Origin of the sequence: Microbacterium sp. BWR-S6Y, assembly GCF_041379845.1 — a bacterium.
GTDB classification, from domain to species: domain Bacteria; phylum Actinomycetota; class Actinomycetes; order Actinomycetales; family Microbacteriaceae; genus Microbacterium; species Microbacterium hydrothermale.
This window is the reverse complement of record NZ_JBFECV010000002.1, coordinates 274,937-291,594: the sequence shown is the minus strand read 5'-3', so window position 1 is coordinate 291,594 and position 16,658 is coordinate 274,937. Positions and strand designations below refer to the sequence as shown.

General features: G+C 71.4%; 12 protein-coding genes. 1 reads left to right on the top strand and 11 read right to left on the bottom strand.

From position 1 onward, the window contains the following. Positions 1 to 61: 61 nt before the first annotated feature. The 6 genes from infB to AB1K56_RS05200 all read right to left on the bottom strand — a co-directional run bounded on the left by infB (position 62) and on the right by AB1K56_RS05200 (position 9,799). Positions 62 to 2,824 (bottom strand): translation initiation factor IF-2, encoded by a 2,763-nt coding sequence (gene infB, locus AB1K56_RS05225; RefSeq protein ID WP_371204861.1) that lies wholly within the window; start codon positions 2,822 to 2,824, stop codon positions 62 to 64. Positions 2,825 to 2,917: 93 nt separating this feature from the next. After that, positions 2,918 to 3,169, bottom strand: coding sequence for a YlxR family protein (locus tag AB1K56_RS05220; RefSeq protein WP_136587883.1), 252 nt, complete (start codon positions 3,167 to 3,169; stop codon positions 2,918 to 2,920). Positions 3,170 to 3,203: 34 nt separating this feature from the next. Beyond that, positions 3,204 to 4,193, bottom strand: a complete 990-nt coding sequence (nusA, locus tag AB1K56_RS05215; protein ID WP_136587882.1) for a transcription termination factor NusA — start codon at positions 4,191 to 4,193, stop codon at positions 3,204 to 3,206. A 216-nt stretch (positions 4,194 to 4,409) separates the two neighbouring features. Continuing rightward, on the bottom strand, positions 4,410 to 5,012 hold the full coding sequence (locus AB1K56_RS05210) for an HD domain-containing protein (RefSeq protein ID WP_371205058.1): 603 nt from the start codon (positions 5,010 to 5,012) through the stop codon (positions 4,410 to 4,412). Positions 5,013 to 5,353: 341 nt separating this feature from the next. Further along, positions 5,354 to 7,849, bottom strand: coding sequence for a glycogen/starch/alpha-glucan phosphorylase (locus tag AB1K56_RS05205; protein ID WP_371204860.1), 2,496 nt, complete (start codon positions 7,847 to 7,849; stop codon positions 5,354 to 5,356). 111 nt (positions 7,850 to 7,960) lie between these two features. After that, on the bottom strand, positions 7,961 to 9,799 hold the full coding sequence (locus tag AB1K56_RS05200; protein WP_371204859.1) for a lipase family protein: 1,839 nt from the start codon (positions 9,797 to 9,799) through the stop codon (positions 7,961 to 7,963). A 76-nt stretch (positions 9,800 to 9,875) separates the two neighbouring features. Between AB1K56_RS05200 and AB1K56_RS05195 the strand changes: the two genes are divergently transcribed. Next, a complete protein-coding gene (locus tag AB1K56_RS05195; RefSeq protein ID WP_371204858.1) occupies positions 9,876 to 10,685 on the top strand; it encodes a DUF1206 domain-containing protein in 810 nt (269 codons plus the stop codon). A 172-nt stretch (positions 10,686 to 10,857) separates the two neighbouring features. Here AB1K56_RS05195 and AB1K56_RS05190 read toward each other — a convergent pair whose 3' ends face one another. From AB1K56_RS05190 to AB1K56_RS05170, 5 genes are all read right to left on the bottom strand, one after another. Continuing rightward, positions 10,858 to 11,679 carry an aldo/keto reductase gene (locus AB1K56_RS05190; protein ID WP_371204857.1) on the bottom strand — a complete coding sequence of 274 codons (822 nt, stop codon included), beginning with the start codon at positions 11,677 to 11,679 and terminating at the stop codon, positions 10,858 to 10,860. Positions 11,680 to 11,825: 146 nt separating this feature from the next. After that, the gene (locus AB1K56_RS05185) at positions 11,826 to 13,622 is read right to left on the bottom strand and encodes a proline--tRNA ligase (protein WP_371204856.1); all 1,797 of its coding nucleotides are present in this window, start codon (positions 13,620 to 13,622) and stop codon (positions 11,826 to 11,828) included. 49 nt (positions 13,623 to 13,671) lie between these two features. Then, entirely contained in the window at positions 13,672 to 14,862 is a 1,191-nt protein-coding gene (locus AB1K56_RS05180) for a hypothetical protein (RefSeq protein WP_371204855.1), read from the bottom strand. Next, complete coding sequence (locus tag AB1K56_RS05175) at positions 14,859 to 15,389, bottom strand: RNA polymerase sigma factor (RefSeq protein WP_264630403.1); 531 nt, start codon at positions 15,387 to 15,389, stop codon at positions 14,859 to 14,861. The genes AB1K56_RS05180 and AB1K56_RS05175 overlap by 4 nt, the downstream gene beginning before the upstream one ends. Positions 15,390 to 15,463: 74 nt before the next feature. After that, positions 15,464 to 16,648 carry a benzoate/H(+) symporter BenE family transporter gene (locus AB1K56_RS05170; RefSeq protein WP_371204854.1) on the bottom strand — a complete coding sequence of 395 codons (1,185 nt, stop codon included), beginning with the start codon at positions 16,646 to 16,648 and terminating at the stop codon, positions 15,464 to 15,466. Positions 16,649 to 16,658 lie beyond the last annotated feature (10 nt).

Sequence of the window (16,658 nt, the reverse complement as noted above, 5' to 3'; positions counted from 1 at the left end):
TGCACACCCCCGCAGGCCGAAGCGGGAGCCGCGCCGATCAGCGCGACCCCCGCCCAGCGGATCAGCCTCGCGGCTTCTCGACCATTTCCGTGGTCTCGATCTCGTCGCCGACCTGGATGTCGTTGAACTTGCCCAGGCCGATACCGCACTCGAAGTCCGTGCGGACCTCGGTGACGTCGTCCTTGAAGCGGCGCAGCGACTCGATGGCCAGGCCGTCGGCCAGCACGACACCGTCGCGGATGACGCGGGCCTTGGCGTTGCGCGTGATCGTTCCCGATCGCACGATGACACCGGCGATGTTGCCGAACTTCGAGGAGCGGAACACCTCGCGGATCTCGGCGACACCCGACTGCACCTCTTCGAACTCCGGCTTGAGCAGGCCCTTGAGCGACTGCTCGACGTCGTCGATTGCGTTGTAGATGACCGAGTAGAACCGCACGTCCACACCCTCGCGGGCGGCACGCTCGCGGGCCTTCGTGTCGGGGCGGACGTTGAAGCCGATCACGATCGCGTTGTCGATCGTGGCCAGGTTGATGTCCGATTCGGTGATCGCACCCACACCGCGGTGGATGATGCGCAGCTGGACGCTGTCGTCGACCTCGATCTTGAGCAGCGACTCCTCGAGCGCCTCGACGGCACCCGACACGTCGCCCTTGATGATGAGGTTGAGCGACTCGACCTTGCCCTCTTCGAGAGCGCGGGTGAAGTCCTCGAGCGAGATGCGCTTGCGGGCCTTGGCCAGCTGGGCGTTGCGCTCGGCGGCTTCGCGCTTCTCGGCGATCTGACGCGCGGTGCGGTCTTCTTCGGTGACGATGAAGACGTCGCCGGCGCGGGGAACCGAGTTCAGACCCTGCACCTGCACGGGACGCGACGGGTAGGCCTCTTCGACCGCTTCGCCGTTCTCGTCCATCATCGCGCGGACGCGGCCGTACGCCGTTCCGGCGACGATCGCGTCGCCGACGCGCAGGGTTCCGGACTGGATGAGCACCGTGGCGACCGAACCGCGACCCTTGTCGAGCTTCGCTTCGATCGCGACACCGCGGGCCGCCTTGTTCGGGTTGGCCGTGAGGTCGAGACCGGCGTCGGCGGTGAGCAGGACCGCATCCAGGAGGGCCTGGATGTTGAGGTTCTGTCGGGCCGAGACGTCGACGAACATGACGTCCCCGCCGTACTCCTCGGCGACCAGACCGTACTCGGTGAGCTGCTGGCGCACCTTGGCCGGGTTGGCGTCGGGCTTGTCGACCTTGTTCACCGCGACCACGATCGGCACGTTCGCCGCCTGGGCGTGGTTCAGCGCCTCGACCGTCTGGGGCATGATGCCGTCGTCGGCCGCGACCACGAGGATCGCGATGTCGGTCACCTGCGCACCACGGGCACGCATGGCGGTGAACGCCTCGTGACCCGGGGTGTCGATGAAGGTGATCGCGCGCTCGATGCCCTCGTGCTCGGTCCAGATCTGGTACGCACCGATGTGCTGCGTGATGCCGCCGGCCTCGCCCGCGACCACGTTGGTCTGGCGGATGGCGTCGAGCAGTCGCGTCTTACCGTGGTCGACGTGGCCCATGACGGTGACCACGGGAGGACGGATCTCGAGATCGTCCTCGCTCTCGGCCTCGAGCTCGGCGTCGAGGTCGAGACCGAAGCCCTCGAGGAGCTCCTTGTCTTCGTCCTCGGGCGAGACCATCTGGATCTTGTAGCCGAGCTCGGCACCGAGCACCTCGAAGGTGGCCTCGTCGAGCGACTCGGTCGCGGTGGCCATCTCGCCCAGGTTGAACAGGATGGTCACGAGCGTGCCGGGCTGCACGGTGTAGCCGCGCAGCGCCTCGAGCTTGTCCGCGAAGTCGGCGATGGAGGCACCGCGGCGCAGACGGATGATCTCGCCGTTGCCCTTCGAGACGTTGACGCCGCCGACGACCGGCGCCGACCGCATCTCGAATTCCTGCCGCTTCGCCCGACGCGACTTACGCTGCTTGGACTTGCCGCCGCCCTTGCCGAAGGCACCCGCGGTGCCACCGCCGGGACCACGGCCGCGGCCACCGCCGCCACCGGGACGACCGGCGAAACCACCGCCGGGAGCGCCGCCACCGGGGCGCTGGAAGCCGCCACCGGCACCGCCGGGACGACCGGGACCGCCGGGACGCTGCTGGAACGGGGCGCCGGGACGACCGCCGCCGCCGGGACGACCGGCACCGCCGGGACGCGGCGCGCCGGGACGCGGCGAACCGGGGCGCGGAGCCTGGGGACGCGGGATGTTGCCGGGGGTCGGGCGCTGGCCCATGCCCTGCGCCGACGCGAACGGGTTGTTACCCGGACGGGGGCCGGCGGGACGCTGGCCCATGCCCTGCGACGAGGCGAACGGGTTGTTGCCCGGACGCGCGCCACCGGGACGCGGGGGCGAGCTGGGGCCGGGCTTGGGCGCACCGGCACCGGGGGTCGGCGCTGCCGACGGAGCCGCGGGCTTCGCGCCGGGCTTGGCCGGGGCGGATGCCGCGGGCGCGGGCGCTGCGGCGGGAGCCGCCGGCGCGGCGGGCTTGGCGGGTCCGGGGGTCGGGCCCGAGGGACGGGCGCCGGGGGTCGCCGCCGGACGGGCCGGGCCCGGGCGGGCGCCGGAACCGGGGCGCGCCGCGGGGGCGGCGGGCTTGGCATCCGACGATCCGGAGGAGCCCTCGGCCGCGAGGGCGGCGCGGAGCTTGCGAGCCACGGGGGGCTCGATGGTGGATGAGGGGCTCTTGACGAACTCGCCGAGCTCCTTCAGCTTCGCAAGCGCGACCTTGCTGTCGACGCCGAGCTCGGAAGCGATCTCGTGCACGCGTGGTTTTGCCACAATTCTCCTGTCTGAGGGCCTACCCCGGACAGGGCAGACCGCTAGTTGCGGACGGGTCTCATTTCGAGCCGTTCACTTCGTGTCCATAGCCGTTCAGCCTTTTCGCTGGAGGGTTGATTCGAAGGTCTGCGTGTCAAGCGGGCCTGACACACGCAATGCTCGTACGAAGGCGCGACGCGCGAGCGCTTTGCTCACGCACGCGTCCGTCTCGTGCACCCACGCTCCCCGGCCCGGCAGCACCGCTCGCTCGTCAGCGACGAGGACCGATCCGTCGGCGACCACACGCAGAAGCGAGGATCGGGGGGCGCGTGCGCGGCATCCGACGCACGTTCGTACGGGTTCCATCCTACACCTCGCGATCGCCCGGACGATCTGACGGTCAGTTGTCTTCAAGGATGCTGTCGGGCTGGATGTCGATCTTGGCGCCGGTCAGCTTGGCGGCGAGGCGGGCGTTCTGACCCTCCTTGCCGATCGCGAGCGACAGCTGATAGTCGGGCACCAGGGCGCGCACGGCCTTGGTCGACGCGTCGAGCACGAACGACGACGTCACCTTCGCCGGTGACAGGGCGTTCGCCACGAAACGCGGCAGCTCGGCGTCGTAGTCGATGATGTCGATCTTCTCGCCGGCGAGCTCCTCGGTGACCGCGCGCACGCGGCGGCCGAGCTCTCCGATGCAGGCGCCCTTGGCGTTCACCGTCGGGTCGTTGGCCTTGACGGCGATCTTGGAGCGGTGCCCGGCCTCGCGGGCGAGCGAGACGATCTCGACGAGACCCGCGGCGATCTCGGGCACCTCGAGGGCGAAGAGCTTGCGGACCAGGCCCGGGTGCGTGCGCGACACGGTGATCTGCGGGCCCTTGTTGCCCTTGGCCACGCTGGTGACGTACACGCGCAGACGGGAGCCGTGCGGGTAGGTCTCGCCCGGCACCTGCTCCTCGGGCGGGAGGATCGCCTCGACCGTGCCGAGGTCGACGTGCACCATGCGGGGGTTGGGTCCCTGCTGCACGACGCCGGCGACGATGTCGCCCTCCTTGCCGCGGAACTCGCCCAGCACCGCGTCGTCGGCGATGTCGCGCAGACGCTGGCTGATGACCTGCTTGGCCGCGAAGGCGGCGATGCGGCCGAAGTCGTCGGGAGCCTGCTCCTCTTCGCCGATGACGGCGCCCTCGTCGTCGGTGACGGGGGTGAAGATGCCCACGTGACCGGTCTTGCGATCGAGCGAGGCGCGGGCGCCCGCCGGGATCTCGCCCTCGGACGAGATGTGCTTGGCGTAGGCGGTCAGGATCGCCTGCTCGATGATGCGCGCGAGTTCGTCGAAGGGGATCTCCTTCTCGCGTTCGATCGTCTTGAGAAGTGCGAGATCGATGTCCACAAGGCCCTCCGTTGTTCAGCTTTCGTCGGCGCGACCGGCGCCGACAACCCTCCTACGATACCCGGGATGCCACCCGGCTCGCGACCCGCGGAACGTCGGACCCCTCGCGCTCGGCGACACGACGCAGGAGGATCCGGGCGAAATGGCGCGTTGCACGAGAACCGGCGGCCTCGGACGGTGGATCTCCTGCGCTGTGTCGATCCGGCTCCGCCGCCCTCACAGACGCTCGAGCGGATTCGCGGCGAGCTTGGCCACCACTCCCCCGTCGACCAGGCGCCGCGCGGCGGTGTCGGGCTTGCGGGCGGCCTGGTCGCGCACGCACGCGCCGAACTCCTCGGCGAGGGCGCCGCGCGGGTGGGCGGCGAGCACCTCCCGGCGGAAGTCCTCGGGCAGCGCGTCGGGGCGGGCCCCCGAGATGTCGAGGCCCGTCGCGATCTCGAGCAGGTACCCCTCGGCATCCTCCGTCGGATCCACGCCCGGCCAGTTGTGCCGCACCACGACCTCGAGCACGCGTTCGCGTCGGGGCTGCTCCCACCCCGCGCCCGCGGTCAGTGCGACGCCGACGTGACCGCCGGCGTGCTCGTACGAGATCGTGTGGTTGTCGAACTCCGTCACCGTTCCGATGTCGTGCAGCACCGCCGCGACGTACAGCAGCTCTCGGTCGATGCCCCGGATGCCGTCGACCACCGCGAACGCCTCGGCCCACAGCCACGACCGCAGCACGTGCGCCGTGATCGCGGGCGACTGGTACTGCTGCGCCAGCGCGAGGGCGCCGCGGGCGGCGAGGGTGTCGGGAACGGGGAAGTCGCTGATGCGCACGGGGCCTCCGGGATCGGGTGGACCCCCACTCTCGCGGAACCCGCGCTCGTCGACCAGACGCGCGGCGGCCACCCTTCGCAGCCTTCCCGCCAGCGCGCGGGCAGGACGCAGGAGATCCGGGCGCCGAACGCCACGACGACCGCGCGGTTCCGCGGGGCGCGGGCCGCGCGGCATCCGGATCTCCTGCGTTGTGAACCCGCCCCGCCGGCCACCGCCCTGCGTCCCGCACCCGCCCCGCCGGCCACCGCCCCGCGTCCCGCACCCGCCCCGCGTTCCACCGCCGGAACGACGGATGCCGCGGCCTCGGGCGAGCGCCCGGGTCGCGGCATCCGCGGGCCGCGTCAGCTCACCGGGGTGGCGTGCCAGATGCGGTCGAGGTAGTCGCGCATCGCGCGGTCGGAGGAGAAGTATCCGCTGCGAGCCACATTGAGGATCGCCGAGCGCACCCACGCGTCCTGGTCGGCGTAGGCGGCGTCGACGCGGTCCTGCGCGTCGAGGTACGAGCGGAAGTCGGCGAGCGCCATGAAGCGGTCGTCGTACAGCAGGTTCGACACGAGGGGCTCGAACACGGTGCGGTCGCCGCCCGAGAACGCCCCCGACGCGATGAGGTCGATCGCGCGACGCAGCTCGTCGTCGGCCTGGTAGAAGTCGGCGGGGCGGTAGCCCTCGGCCCACAGCGCCTCGACCTCGGGCTCGCTCATACCGAAGAGGAAGAAGTTGTCGTCGCCGACGAGCTGACGGATCTCGACGTTCGCCCCGTCGTCGGTGCCGATGGTGAGGGCACCGTTGAGGGCGAGCTTCATGTTGCCGGTTCCGGAGGCCTCCTTGCCGGCGAGCGAGATCTGCTCCGACAGGTCGGCAGCGGGGATGATGCTCTCGGCGAGGGTCACGTTGTAGTTCGCCGGGTACAGCACCTTCAGCGTGCCCTTGACGCGCTCGTCGGCACTCACGACCTCGCCGACGGCGTTGATGAGGTGGATGATGCGCTTGGCCATGCCGTAGCCGGGGGCGGCCTTGGCGCCGAAGAGGAACGTGCGCGGCTGCACGGTGTCGACGTCGAGGCGACCCGAGACGATGCCCTCGTAGGTGCTGACGATGTGCAGAACCTTCAGCGTCTGCCGCTTGTACTCGTGCAGGCGCTTGATCATCACGTCGAGCATGTGGCCGTCGTCGAGCGGCTGGTCTCCGCGCGCCTCGAGCACGCGGGCGAAGCGGCGCTTGTTGGCGGCCTTGACCGCGGCGAACCGCTCGCGGAAGTCGCTGTCGTCGGCGAGGGCCTCCAGGCCCCGAAGGCGCTCCAGATCGACGGTCCAGCCCGCGCCGAGGGCTTCGGTGATGAGGGCGGAGAGGTCGGGGTTCGCCAGGCGCAGGAAGCGGCGCGGCGTGACGCCGTTCGTGACGTTGGTGAACTTGTCGGGCCACATCGTGGCGAAGTCCTTCAGCACGTTGTCGCGCAGCAGCTGCGAGTGCAGCTCGGCGACGCCGTTGACCTTGGAGCCGGCGACGGTCGCGAGGTACGCCATGCGCACGGAGCGGAACGGGTGCTCCCCGATGATCGACATGTTGCGGATGAGCATCTCGTCGTCGCCGAAGCGCTCGCGCACCTCGAGCAGGAACTCGTCGTTGATGCGGTAGATGATCTCGAGGTGGCGCGGAAGGAGCCGACCGAGCAGATCGACCGACCAGACCTCGAGCGCCTCGGGCAGCAGCGTGTGGCACGTGTACGCGAAGCACTTCTGCGTGATGGCCCACGCGGCATCCCACTCGAGCTTCTTCTCGTCGACGAGCACGCGCATGAGCTCCGGCACGCCGATGACGGGGTGCGTGTCGTTGAGCTGGAAGATCACGCGCTCGGGGAGCTTCTCGAGGTCGAAGTCGTCGGGCAGGACGTTCTCGATGAAGTCGGCGATGGATGCCGCGACGAAGAAGTACTGCTGCTGCAGGCGCAGCTCCTTGCCCTGGGGGGTGGAGTCCTCGGGGTAGAGCACCTTGGAGATGTTCTCGGCGAAGGTCTGCGCGCGCACCGACTCGACGTAGTCGCCGGAGTTGAAGGTGTGCAGGTCGAAGGCGTTGGTGGCCACCGCGCGCCACAGGCGCAGGGTGTTCACGCGGCCGTTGTGGTAGCCGGGGACCATCATGTTGTAGGGCACCGCGAGCACGTTCCACTCGGGGACCCAGCGAGTGCGCTCGACGCCCTCGTCGTCGTAGGTCTCGGTGGTTCCGGCGAACGAGATCGTCTGCGCGGCCTCGGGGTGGGCGAAATCCCAGGGCGAGCCCATGCGCAGCCACGCGTCGGGCTGCTCGACCTGCTGTCCGTCGGCGAAGGCCTGACGGAAGATCCCGTACTCGTAGCGGATGCCGTACCCGATCGCCGGGATGCTCATGGTCGCGAGCGAGTCGACGAAGCAGGCGGCCAGGCGTCCGAGGCCGCCGTTGCCCAGGCCCGGCTCGATCTCGACCGCGCGGAGGTCGTCGATGTCGATGCCGCACTGTGCGAGTGCCTCGGTGGCGATGTCGGTCAGGCGCGCGGCGAGGAGGTTGTTGTCGAGCTGACGGCCGAGCAGGTACTCGGCCGAGAGGTAGCAGACGGTCTTGTTCTGCTGCGCCTTCTGCTGGGCGCGATCGTCGAACCAGCGCGCCATGAGGTAGTCGCGGACCGTGTACGCCAGGGCCAGGTACTGGTCGTTGACGTCGGAGTTCGACAGCGTCACCCCCTGGTCGAAGTTCAGGTTCTGCAGGAACTGCTTCGCGAAGCCGTCGACGGATGCCGCGGGGGCGACGACGGGCGCGAGAGCCAGGGGGTGAGTGGGGCGCAGCTCAGGGGTGTTCTCGGGCACCCTCCGACCGTAATCAGAACCCCCTCCGCCTGCCAAGACGTCATTCGAGCCGACACATGATCTTCACCCGTTCGCCGCACGGGCGGAACCGCCTCGGACGGGCCCGACGGGTCAGCGCAGCCCGCAGCCGTTCACGACCTGGTCCGTGCGGTCGATGAGGTTCTTCGTCCACGTGTAGAGCACCGGGAGGAAGCGCGACTTCGGCAGGATCGGGCGCAGGTGGTCGTATCCGGCGTAGGTGGCCCAGCGCACCGGCTGCCCCTCCGCGCACAGCTTCTGCACGTAGTCGCGCTGCAGCGTCGGCGGGATGACCTCGTCGTCGGCGCCCCACGCGACGAGCATGGGCGTGCCCAGCGGCGCGGTCATGGCGTTCTCGGCGAGACGGCGACCGAGCGCTCCCGACGTCAGATCGGCGCTGTACAGCGGCCGATCCTCCGACACGCCCAGCGCGGTGAGCACCGAGACCACGACGCCCGGTTCGCTCGGGCACCGCTGGGTCATCTCGAGCACGATCGAGCGCGACCCCTCGGCGATGTAATCGTCGAGGTCCACGTCGGCGTAGGTCTCGGAGTACGGCACGAGCACCCACGACGTGATCACCGACAGCATCGCGTTCGGCGGTCCCGAGAGCAGTTCGCGCGCGAGAGCGGGCGGATCGGCGACCGGGGCGACCACCGCGGTGCCGAGCACGTCGAGGCCCGGGGCGTAGTCCTTCGCGATCGCCGTGGTCCACAGCGCCGCGTGGCCGCCCTGCGAGTGCCCCCACACGACGGTGTCGGGCGAGAGCGTGAGGTCGGTGCGCAGCTCGCTCGTGGCCAGCACGGCGTCGAGGGACGATCGGGCCTCGCCCTCCCCGATGAGGTACGGGTAGGCGCCGGGGGCGCCCTGTCCCGAGAAGTCCGAGGCGACGACGACCCACCCGGCCTTGAGCGCCTGCTCGAGCGCGGGGATCGACCACTTGGTCGCGGAGGCGTCGCGCAGGCTCGGCGCGCACCCCTGGGCGACGCCGGTCGTGCCGTGATTCCAGACGATGACCGGGCGCGGACCCGCGGGGGGATCCTTCGGCACGATCACGAGCGCGCTGGCCACGGCCGGTCGGTTCTCGGCATCCCGTGTGGTGTAGAGGATGCGCGAGACGTCGCCGTTCTCGGGGAGGCGTCCGAGGTAGGCGTCGGAGCGGATGAGCCGGCCGTGCCCGCTGGGCACCTGCGCCGGCGGGTCGTAGAACGCATCGACCACCGGGGCTCCGGCGTCGAGCCAGTCGTTCAGCCACCACCCGCCCGCCGCGGTGGCCACCAGTACGAGCGAGAGGGCGTAGCGACCGGCGGCCGCCCACCCCGCGCGCACGCGCCGCCGCCGCACCGCGCGCTGCGCGTCGAAGGGCTCCGTTCGCGGCCGCGGACGACGGATGCCGGCGATCCCGCGCCCGAGCACCCCGAAACCGAACACGATCGTGCGCACACCGAAGACGACCGCCAGCACGAGCACCGTGACATCCGGCCAGGTGAAGGAGAGCACGCCGAACGCCACCTGGGCCACGCCCCACGAGAGGGCGAGCACGCGCGCGCTGACCCCTCCCCGACTGACCGCGCGCCCGATCGAAGCGAGACCGCCGATCACGAGCAGCACGGCGAGCACCGGCGGCAGCAGCTCGAGGCTGCGGCCCAGCCAGACGAGCACGGCGATGCCCGCGATGATCCACGCCGCCGACACCGAGCGGGCCCACCAGCTCGCGGGGCGACCGACGAGCTCGAGGATGCCCATGACCACGGCGCTCGCGCCCACGTACACGCCCAGGAGCACGAGCGAGGTGAGCGGGCGCGAGAGGATCAGCGCACCGAGCACCACCACGACGACGCCGACGATCAGGAGCACCCGCGGGGGCGCGTCGCGCACGAGGGCGGGGAGGGCGTTCCACCGGCGCAGGTGCGGTCGGCGGGTGGCGGGCATCAGGCCATGATAGGCATCACGTCGGCGGGCCCGACGCCCCTCGCGCGGACACCGGTTGCGCGCCTACGGTGGCGTGATGTCGACCCCCGCCCGCGCCGCCGCCCGTGACGCGGAGGCCAACCCCGCGTTCCGCGTCGCCGCGCGCGCCGGGTACGCCGCGAACGGCGTCCTGCACCTGCTGATCGGCGGGCTGGTGATCGCCGTCGGCTTCGGCGCGCAGGAGGACAGCGATCAGACGGGGGCGTTCCGCGCCCTCGCGGCCGTGCCCCTCGGGGCGGCGGCGTTGTGGGCCCTCGCGGTCGGTCTCGTCGCCCTCGGGGGCTGGCATCTGCTGCAGGCGTTCGCGCCCCGCCACCTCACCGTGTGGCGCCGGATCGGCCGGATCCTCACCGAGGCGCCGCAGGGCGTGGTCTTCGTCGCGATCGGTCTCGTCTCGGCATCCGTCGCCCTCGGTGCGCGCCCGCGCGCCGAACAAGCCGCGGAAGACCTCAGCGAGGGCGTGCTGACGTGGTCGGTCGGCGGGTTCGTGCTCGGGACGGTCGGCGTCGCGGTGGCCGCGGTGGGCGTCGGGTTCGTGTGGATGGGGGTGCGCCGGTCGTTCCACACGAAGGTGCGCACGCCCGACGGACCGGCGGGCTTCGCCCTGACGACCCTCGGGGTGATCGGATTCGTGACGAAGGGAATCGCGCTGCTGATCGTCGGCACGCTCGTCGTCGTCGCGGCCGTCACCGTCGAGCCCGACACGGCGGGCGGACTCGACGGGGCCGTGTCGGCGGTGCTCGCGGTGCCCGCGGGCCCGCTGCTCGCCTGCCTCGTCGGCCTCGGCTTCGTCGCCTACGGCGTGTTCACGGTCTTCCGGTCACGGTACGCCCGCCTCGACGCGTGAGCGGCGGCCCGCGTCGACCGGGCCCAGCTGAACGGTCGTCCGGGCCCGAGCACAACGCAGGAGATCGGCGTCCAGTCGTCGCCGGCGGGCCCGCGCCCACGCCCGTGACCGCCCGACGTTCGCCGGATCTCCTGCGTCGTGCACTCCGTCGCGGGAAGCACGACCCGCGCGGTCAGTCCAGGTCGGGGTCGCGCCCCGTCCGCTCGCCCGTCTCGAGCCCGGCGATCCGCGAGCGATCGTCGGCGTCGAGCGTGAAGTCGAACACGTCCCCGTTCTCGCGGATGCGGTCCAGCGACACCGACTTGGGGAAGACCACGAGGTCGCGGTCGAGGTGCCAGCGGATGACGACCTGAGCGGGGGTCTTGCCGTACTTCGCGGCGATCTGCGACAGCACCGGCTCGTCGAGCAGGCCACCGCGCGCGAGCGGGGCCCACGACTCGGTCACGATGCCGTGCGCCGCGTGCCACGCGACGAGCTCGTCCTGCGGGAAGCGCGGGTGCAGCTCGACCTGGTTGACCGCCGGCAGCACGCCCGTCTCGTCGCGCAGGCGCTCCAGGTGCGGGACCGAGAAGTTGCTCACGCCGATCGAGGTGGCGCGCCCCTCCTGCTGCAGGCGCAGCAGCGCCTTCCAGGTGTCGACGTACCGGTCGGCGCTCGGGATGGGCCAGTGGATCAGGTACAGGTCGACCCGGTCGAGGCCGAGCTTCGCGGCGCTGTCGTCGAACGCCCGCAGCGTGCGGTCGAAGCCCTGATCGTCGTTCCAGACCTTGGTCGTGACGAAGACCTCGTCGCGGTCCAGGCCCGACGCACGCAGTCCCGCGCCGACCTCCGCCTCGTTGCCGTAGAGGGCCGCGGTGTCGACGTGGCGGTAGCCCGCGGCGAGCGCGCCCTCCACGAGGTCGGCGGTGACCTCGGCCGGCACCTTGTACGTACCGACGCCGAGCTGCGGGATCGTGGAGCCGTCGCTCAGCGACAGGCGGGGAGCGGAGATCATGGCATCCACGCTACCGATGGTTCCGCCCTCCCGGCAGACCCCCCGACGACCGCGAAACGGCATCTCGCCGACGAGTCGGTTGCAGCCTGCAACGGTTTCGTCAGCGAGATGCCTTCTCGCGCTGAAGAGGCGCCGGAGCGGCGACGTCAGCGGGTCAGAGCCGCCACGGCGTCGTCGACCGACACCGTCTCGCGCTCGCCCGTGCGGCGGTCCCACATCTCGACCTGGCCGTCGGCCGCGCCGCGGCCCACGATGAGGATGCGCGGGATGCCGACGAGCTCGGCGTCGCCGAACTTCACACCGGGCGAGACCTTGGGGCGGTCGTCGTAGAGCACGTCGAGTCCCGCGGTCTCGAGCCGGTCGGAGACGGATGCCGCGAGCTCGAACGCCGCCGCATCGCGGCCGGTGGCCACCACGTGCACGTCGAACGGCGCGACCGACTCCGGCCAGATCAGACCCTTGTCGTCGTTGTTGAGCTCGGCGATGATCGCGAGGATGCGGGTCACGCCGATGCCGTACGAGCCCATCGTGACCGTGGCGAGCTTGCCGTTCTCGTCGAGGACCTTCAGGCCCAGGGCCTCGGCGTACTTGCGGCCGAGCTGGAAGACGTGGCCGATCTCCATGCCGCGCGCGAGCTCCACGGGGCCCGAGCCGTCGGGAGCCGGGTCGCCGGCGCGCACGGTCGAGACCTCGACGAAGCCGTCGCCGACGAAGTCGCGACCGGCGACGAGCGAGTGCACGTGCTTCTGGTCGACGTTGGCGCCGGTGATCCACGCGGTTCCGTCGACCACGCGGGGGTCGAGCACGTAGCGGATCTTCGTCGCCGACTCCTCGCCCAGAACGGGACCGGTGGGGGACCAGGGGCCGATGTAGCCCTTGACCAGGAGCGGGTTCTCGGCGAAGTCCTTCTCGGTCGCGGCCTCGACCTCGGCCGGGGCGAAGGCGACCTCGACGCGCTTGTCGTCGACGTCGCGGTCGCCGGGCAGCCCCACGACGACCAGTTCGCGCGTGCCGTCGAGGTGGGTGAGGGCGAGGACGACGTTCTTGAGCGTGTGCGCGGCGGTCCACGCGGTGGCCTCGTCGGTCGCGGGTCCGGCGATGCCGGGGGCGGGGGCGTCGAGGTGCGCGTTGGCGTGGTCGACGAGGGTCGCGATCGTGGGCGTGTTCGGGGAGTCGAAGATCACGGCATCCGGCTGTCCCTCGATCGGGAGGGCCTCGGGCGCGACGGTCGTGAAGGCCTCGACGTTCGCGGCGTAGCCGCCCGCGGAGCGCACGAAGGTGTCTTCGCCGATGGGGGTCGGGTGCAGGAACTCCTCGGACTTCGACCCGCCCATCGCGCCGGCGTCGGCGGCGACGATGACGTACTCGAGCCCCAGACGCGTGAAAATGCGCTCGTAGGCGTCGCGCTGCGCCTGGTACGAGGCGTCGAGACCGGCGTCGGTCGCGTCGAACGAGTACGCGTCCTTCATCGTGAACTCGCGGCCGCGCAGGAGACCGGCGCGGGGACGCGCCTCGTCGCGGTACTTGTCCTGGATCTGGTAGATCGTCAGCGGCAGGTCCTTGTACGACGAGTAGAGGTCCTTCACCAGCAGGGTGAACATCTCCTCGTGCGTGGGCGCGAGCAGGTAGTCGGCGCCCTTGCGGTCCTGCAGGCGGAACAGGGCGTCGCCGTACTCCTCCCAGCGGCCGGTGACCTCGTAGGGCTCTCGCGGCAGCAGCGCCGGGAAGTGCACCTCGAACGCGCCGGCGTTCGCCATCTCCTCGCGCACGACGGCCTCGATCTTGGCCTTGACCTTCAGTCCGAGAGGCAGCCACGCGAAGATACCCGGGGCGTTGCGGCGGATGTAGCCGGCGCGCACGAGCAGGCGGTGGCTCGTGACCTCGGCATCCGAGGGGTCTTCGCGGAGCGTGCGGAGGAAGTAGTTCGACAGACGGGTGACCACGAGAGTCGAGTCTAGGCCGCGCGGACCGGAGGGACGGATGCCGGACGCCTCACGCCGCCACGTCCGGATCGCCCGCGAGCCGCGACACGAGGTCGACCCACTCATCGACGCCCCGCCCGTTGCCGTACACGGTGAGCCGGGTCTCCCCGACGATCGCGATGATCGTGATCCCCGCACCGTTCGACGTGCCGTCCTCGATCCAGGCGGCCGACGTCCCCGGGACCTCGATCGGTCGCAGGGAGCGCTCCTCGAGGTCGGCGGCGGTGGGCTCGCCCAGGAGCGGCTGCGTGTAGAAGCCGAGGGCGAGGGCCCGACCGGAGTCGTCGGTCGGATACGACGACCATCCGCAGAATCGAGCGACCCCCGCGGCCACGGCGATGTCCCAGACCGGCCCGGAGGCGATGTTGTCGCTGGGGTAGCCGGTCTCGACGTCGGCACCCGCCCAGTCCGACACCAGGGCGTCGAGCACCGCGCACGCTTGAAGGGGCGCTCCGGCCACCTCGACACGGGGGACGCCGACGGCGCCCGCGAGACGCGGCTCGACGGTGGACAGCACGTCCTCGGCCGCCGCGCGCACGCGTTCCACCGCCGCGGTGACCTCCGGCGACGGGTCGCGGTTGTACGCCGGGTCCCACCAATTCACGCCGACCCACAGGTCGCCGATCGTCTTCTCGGCGAGGCAGAGCTCGCCCGGGCCGCAGCGCTCGTCGGCGCGCCACGCATCGACGGTACCGGCGGGAAGCGCCGCGCTCGGCAGCACCGTGACGCTGAAGCCGTCCAGGTCCGTCGACCATGCGCATGAGAGCCCGCCGAGCAGTCCCAGCATGTCGTTCTGCACCGGTGGAGTCGACCGGATGCTGTTCGCGAACGGTGAGGCGACCGCGTCCTGGACGAATCCGCTCGCCTCATCGGCGTCGAGCAGGGCGTCGCACCGACCGCCGAGCACGACGGCGGGTTCCGGCCGCGCCGGGGGCGAGACCGATGACGCGCTCGGGGTCGGGGTGGGTGCGGGTTCGAGGATCGAGGACGTCGGGCTCGGTGACGGCGAGGTGGCGACCTGCGGGGCGCTCCGGGTCGAGGTCACCGCCACTCCCCCGGCGATGCCGACCACCAGCACCGCCGCGATCGATCCGGCGACCCAGGCGCCGCGATGCGCTCCGGCCGGCTTGATGTCGCGGGCGCCGCCCACGATGCGGGCGCGCAGAGCGGCGCGCTCGTCGGGCGTCAATTCGTCGTTCATGCCCGAACCCCTTCCCGCGCGATGTCGTCGCGCAGCTTCGCCTTCGCGCGGGCCAACCGCGACTTCACCGTGCCGGCCGGAATGCCGAGGACCTGGGCGATCTCGCGTTCCGCGTAGCCTTCCAGCACCGCGAGCACGACGACCGCCTGCTCCCGTTCGGGGAGCCGCTTGAGCGCCGCCATCACACCGCTGTCGTCGTGGTCGTGCGACGCCCGCGGCTCGGTCACCGGCGCGCGGTCCAGCAGTGCTCGGTACCGCCGGCCCGCTCGTTCGAGGTTGCGTGCGCAGTGGGCGACGGTCGTCAGCAACCACGGCAGGGGCGAGCCGTCGACCAGGCGCACCGACGCGCGCTTGCGCCACAGCTCGAAGAACGCCACGGTCACGGCATCCCGCGCGTCCTCCCGCGCCGTCAGCAGCCGCGCGGCGTGCCGGAACAGGCGCCCCTCGTAGCGGTCGAACAGCGCGCCGAGCGCGAGCTCGTCACCCTGGCGTACCCGGTCCCACAGCCCGGTGTCGTCGTCATCCACACTCTGTAGTGTCCGCGAATCCCCGTTCGGTTCCCACGCGGACGAGGCCGCGGATAACGAAACGGTGACGGTGGTCAGCCGGCTCGCCGCCCGAGGTGCAGCACCGCGCGCGTGACGAGCCCCGCCAGCAGCGCCCAGAACGCGGCGCTCACCCCGAATACCGCGATCCCGGATGCCGCGACGAGGAAGGTCACCACCGCGGGCACCCGCTCGCCGGGGTCGTCGATCGCCTGCTGCACCGCGGATCCGAAGGCCCCGAACAGGGCGACGCCGGCGACCGCGGGGATGACCCCCGCCGGAGCGAGCAGCACGATCGCCGCGAAGGCCGCTGACAGGGCCCCGAGCACGAGGTACGTCCCCCCGGCAGACACGCCCGCGACCCACCGGCGACGCGGGTCGGGGTGCGCGTCGGGACCCGCCGCGATCGCCGCGCTGATGGCGCCGAGGTTCATCACGTGACCGCCGAACCCGGCGGCCGCCGCCGAACCGAGCCCGGTGACGAGCATCGCCGGACGCCACGGGATCGTGTAGCCGAGGCTCTTCATCACCGCGACCCCGGGCACGTTCTGCGAGGCCATCGTGACGACGAACAGGGGCAGGGCGATCCCCACCACGGCGCCGACGGTGAGGGTCGGGACGGTGAACTCGAGCCGCGGCAGCAGAGAAGCGGCATCCGTGTCGACGCCGGAGCGGGTCAACTCGACCGCGACGACGACGATCGCCGCGACGAAGGCGAGCGGAACCGCCCACCGCGGGAGCAGGCGGGATGCCACGAGCCACACGATCAGCACGGGCGCGACGCCCCACGGGTCTTCGACCAGGCCGACGAACGGGGCGATGCACAGCGGCAGGAGGACACCCGCGAGCATCGCCTGCGCGATCGAGGGAGGGATCCGCGCGATGAGGGCGCCGAGCGGGGGGAACAGGGCCGTGCAGAGGATGAGCGCGGCACAGACGAAGAAGCCGCCCACGACCGCCGGCCACCCGCCGTCGACCGCGCCGGTCGCCGCGAGCAGGGCGACGCCCGGGGTCGACCACGCCACGGTGATGGGGATGCGGAAGCGTCCCGCCAGCACGATGCATCCGATGCCGACGACGATCGAGATCGCGAGCAGCCCGCTCGCGGCCTGGGCCGGAGAGGCGCCGACCGTACGAAGACCGGTCAGCACGACGGCGAAGGTGCTCGTGAAACCGACGAGGGCGGTCACGACCCCGGCGACGAGCGGACGGGCGAGAGAGGGCGCGGGAGTCACGGTCATGGGACTCCCG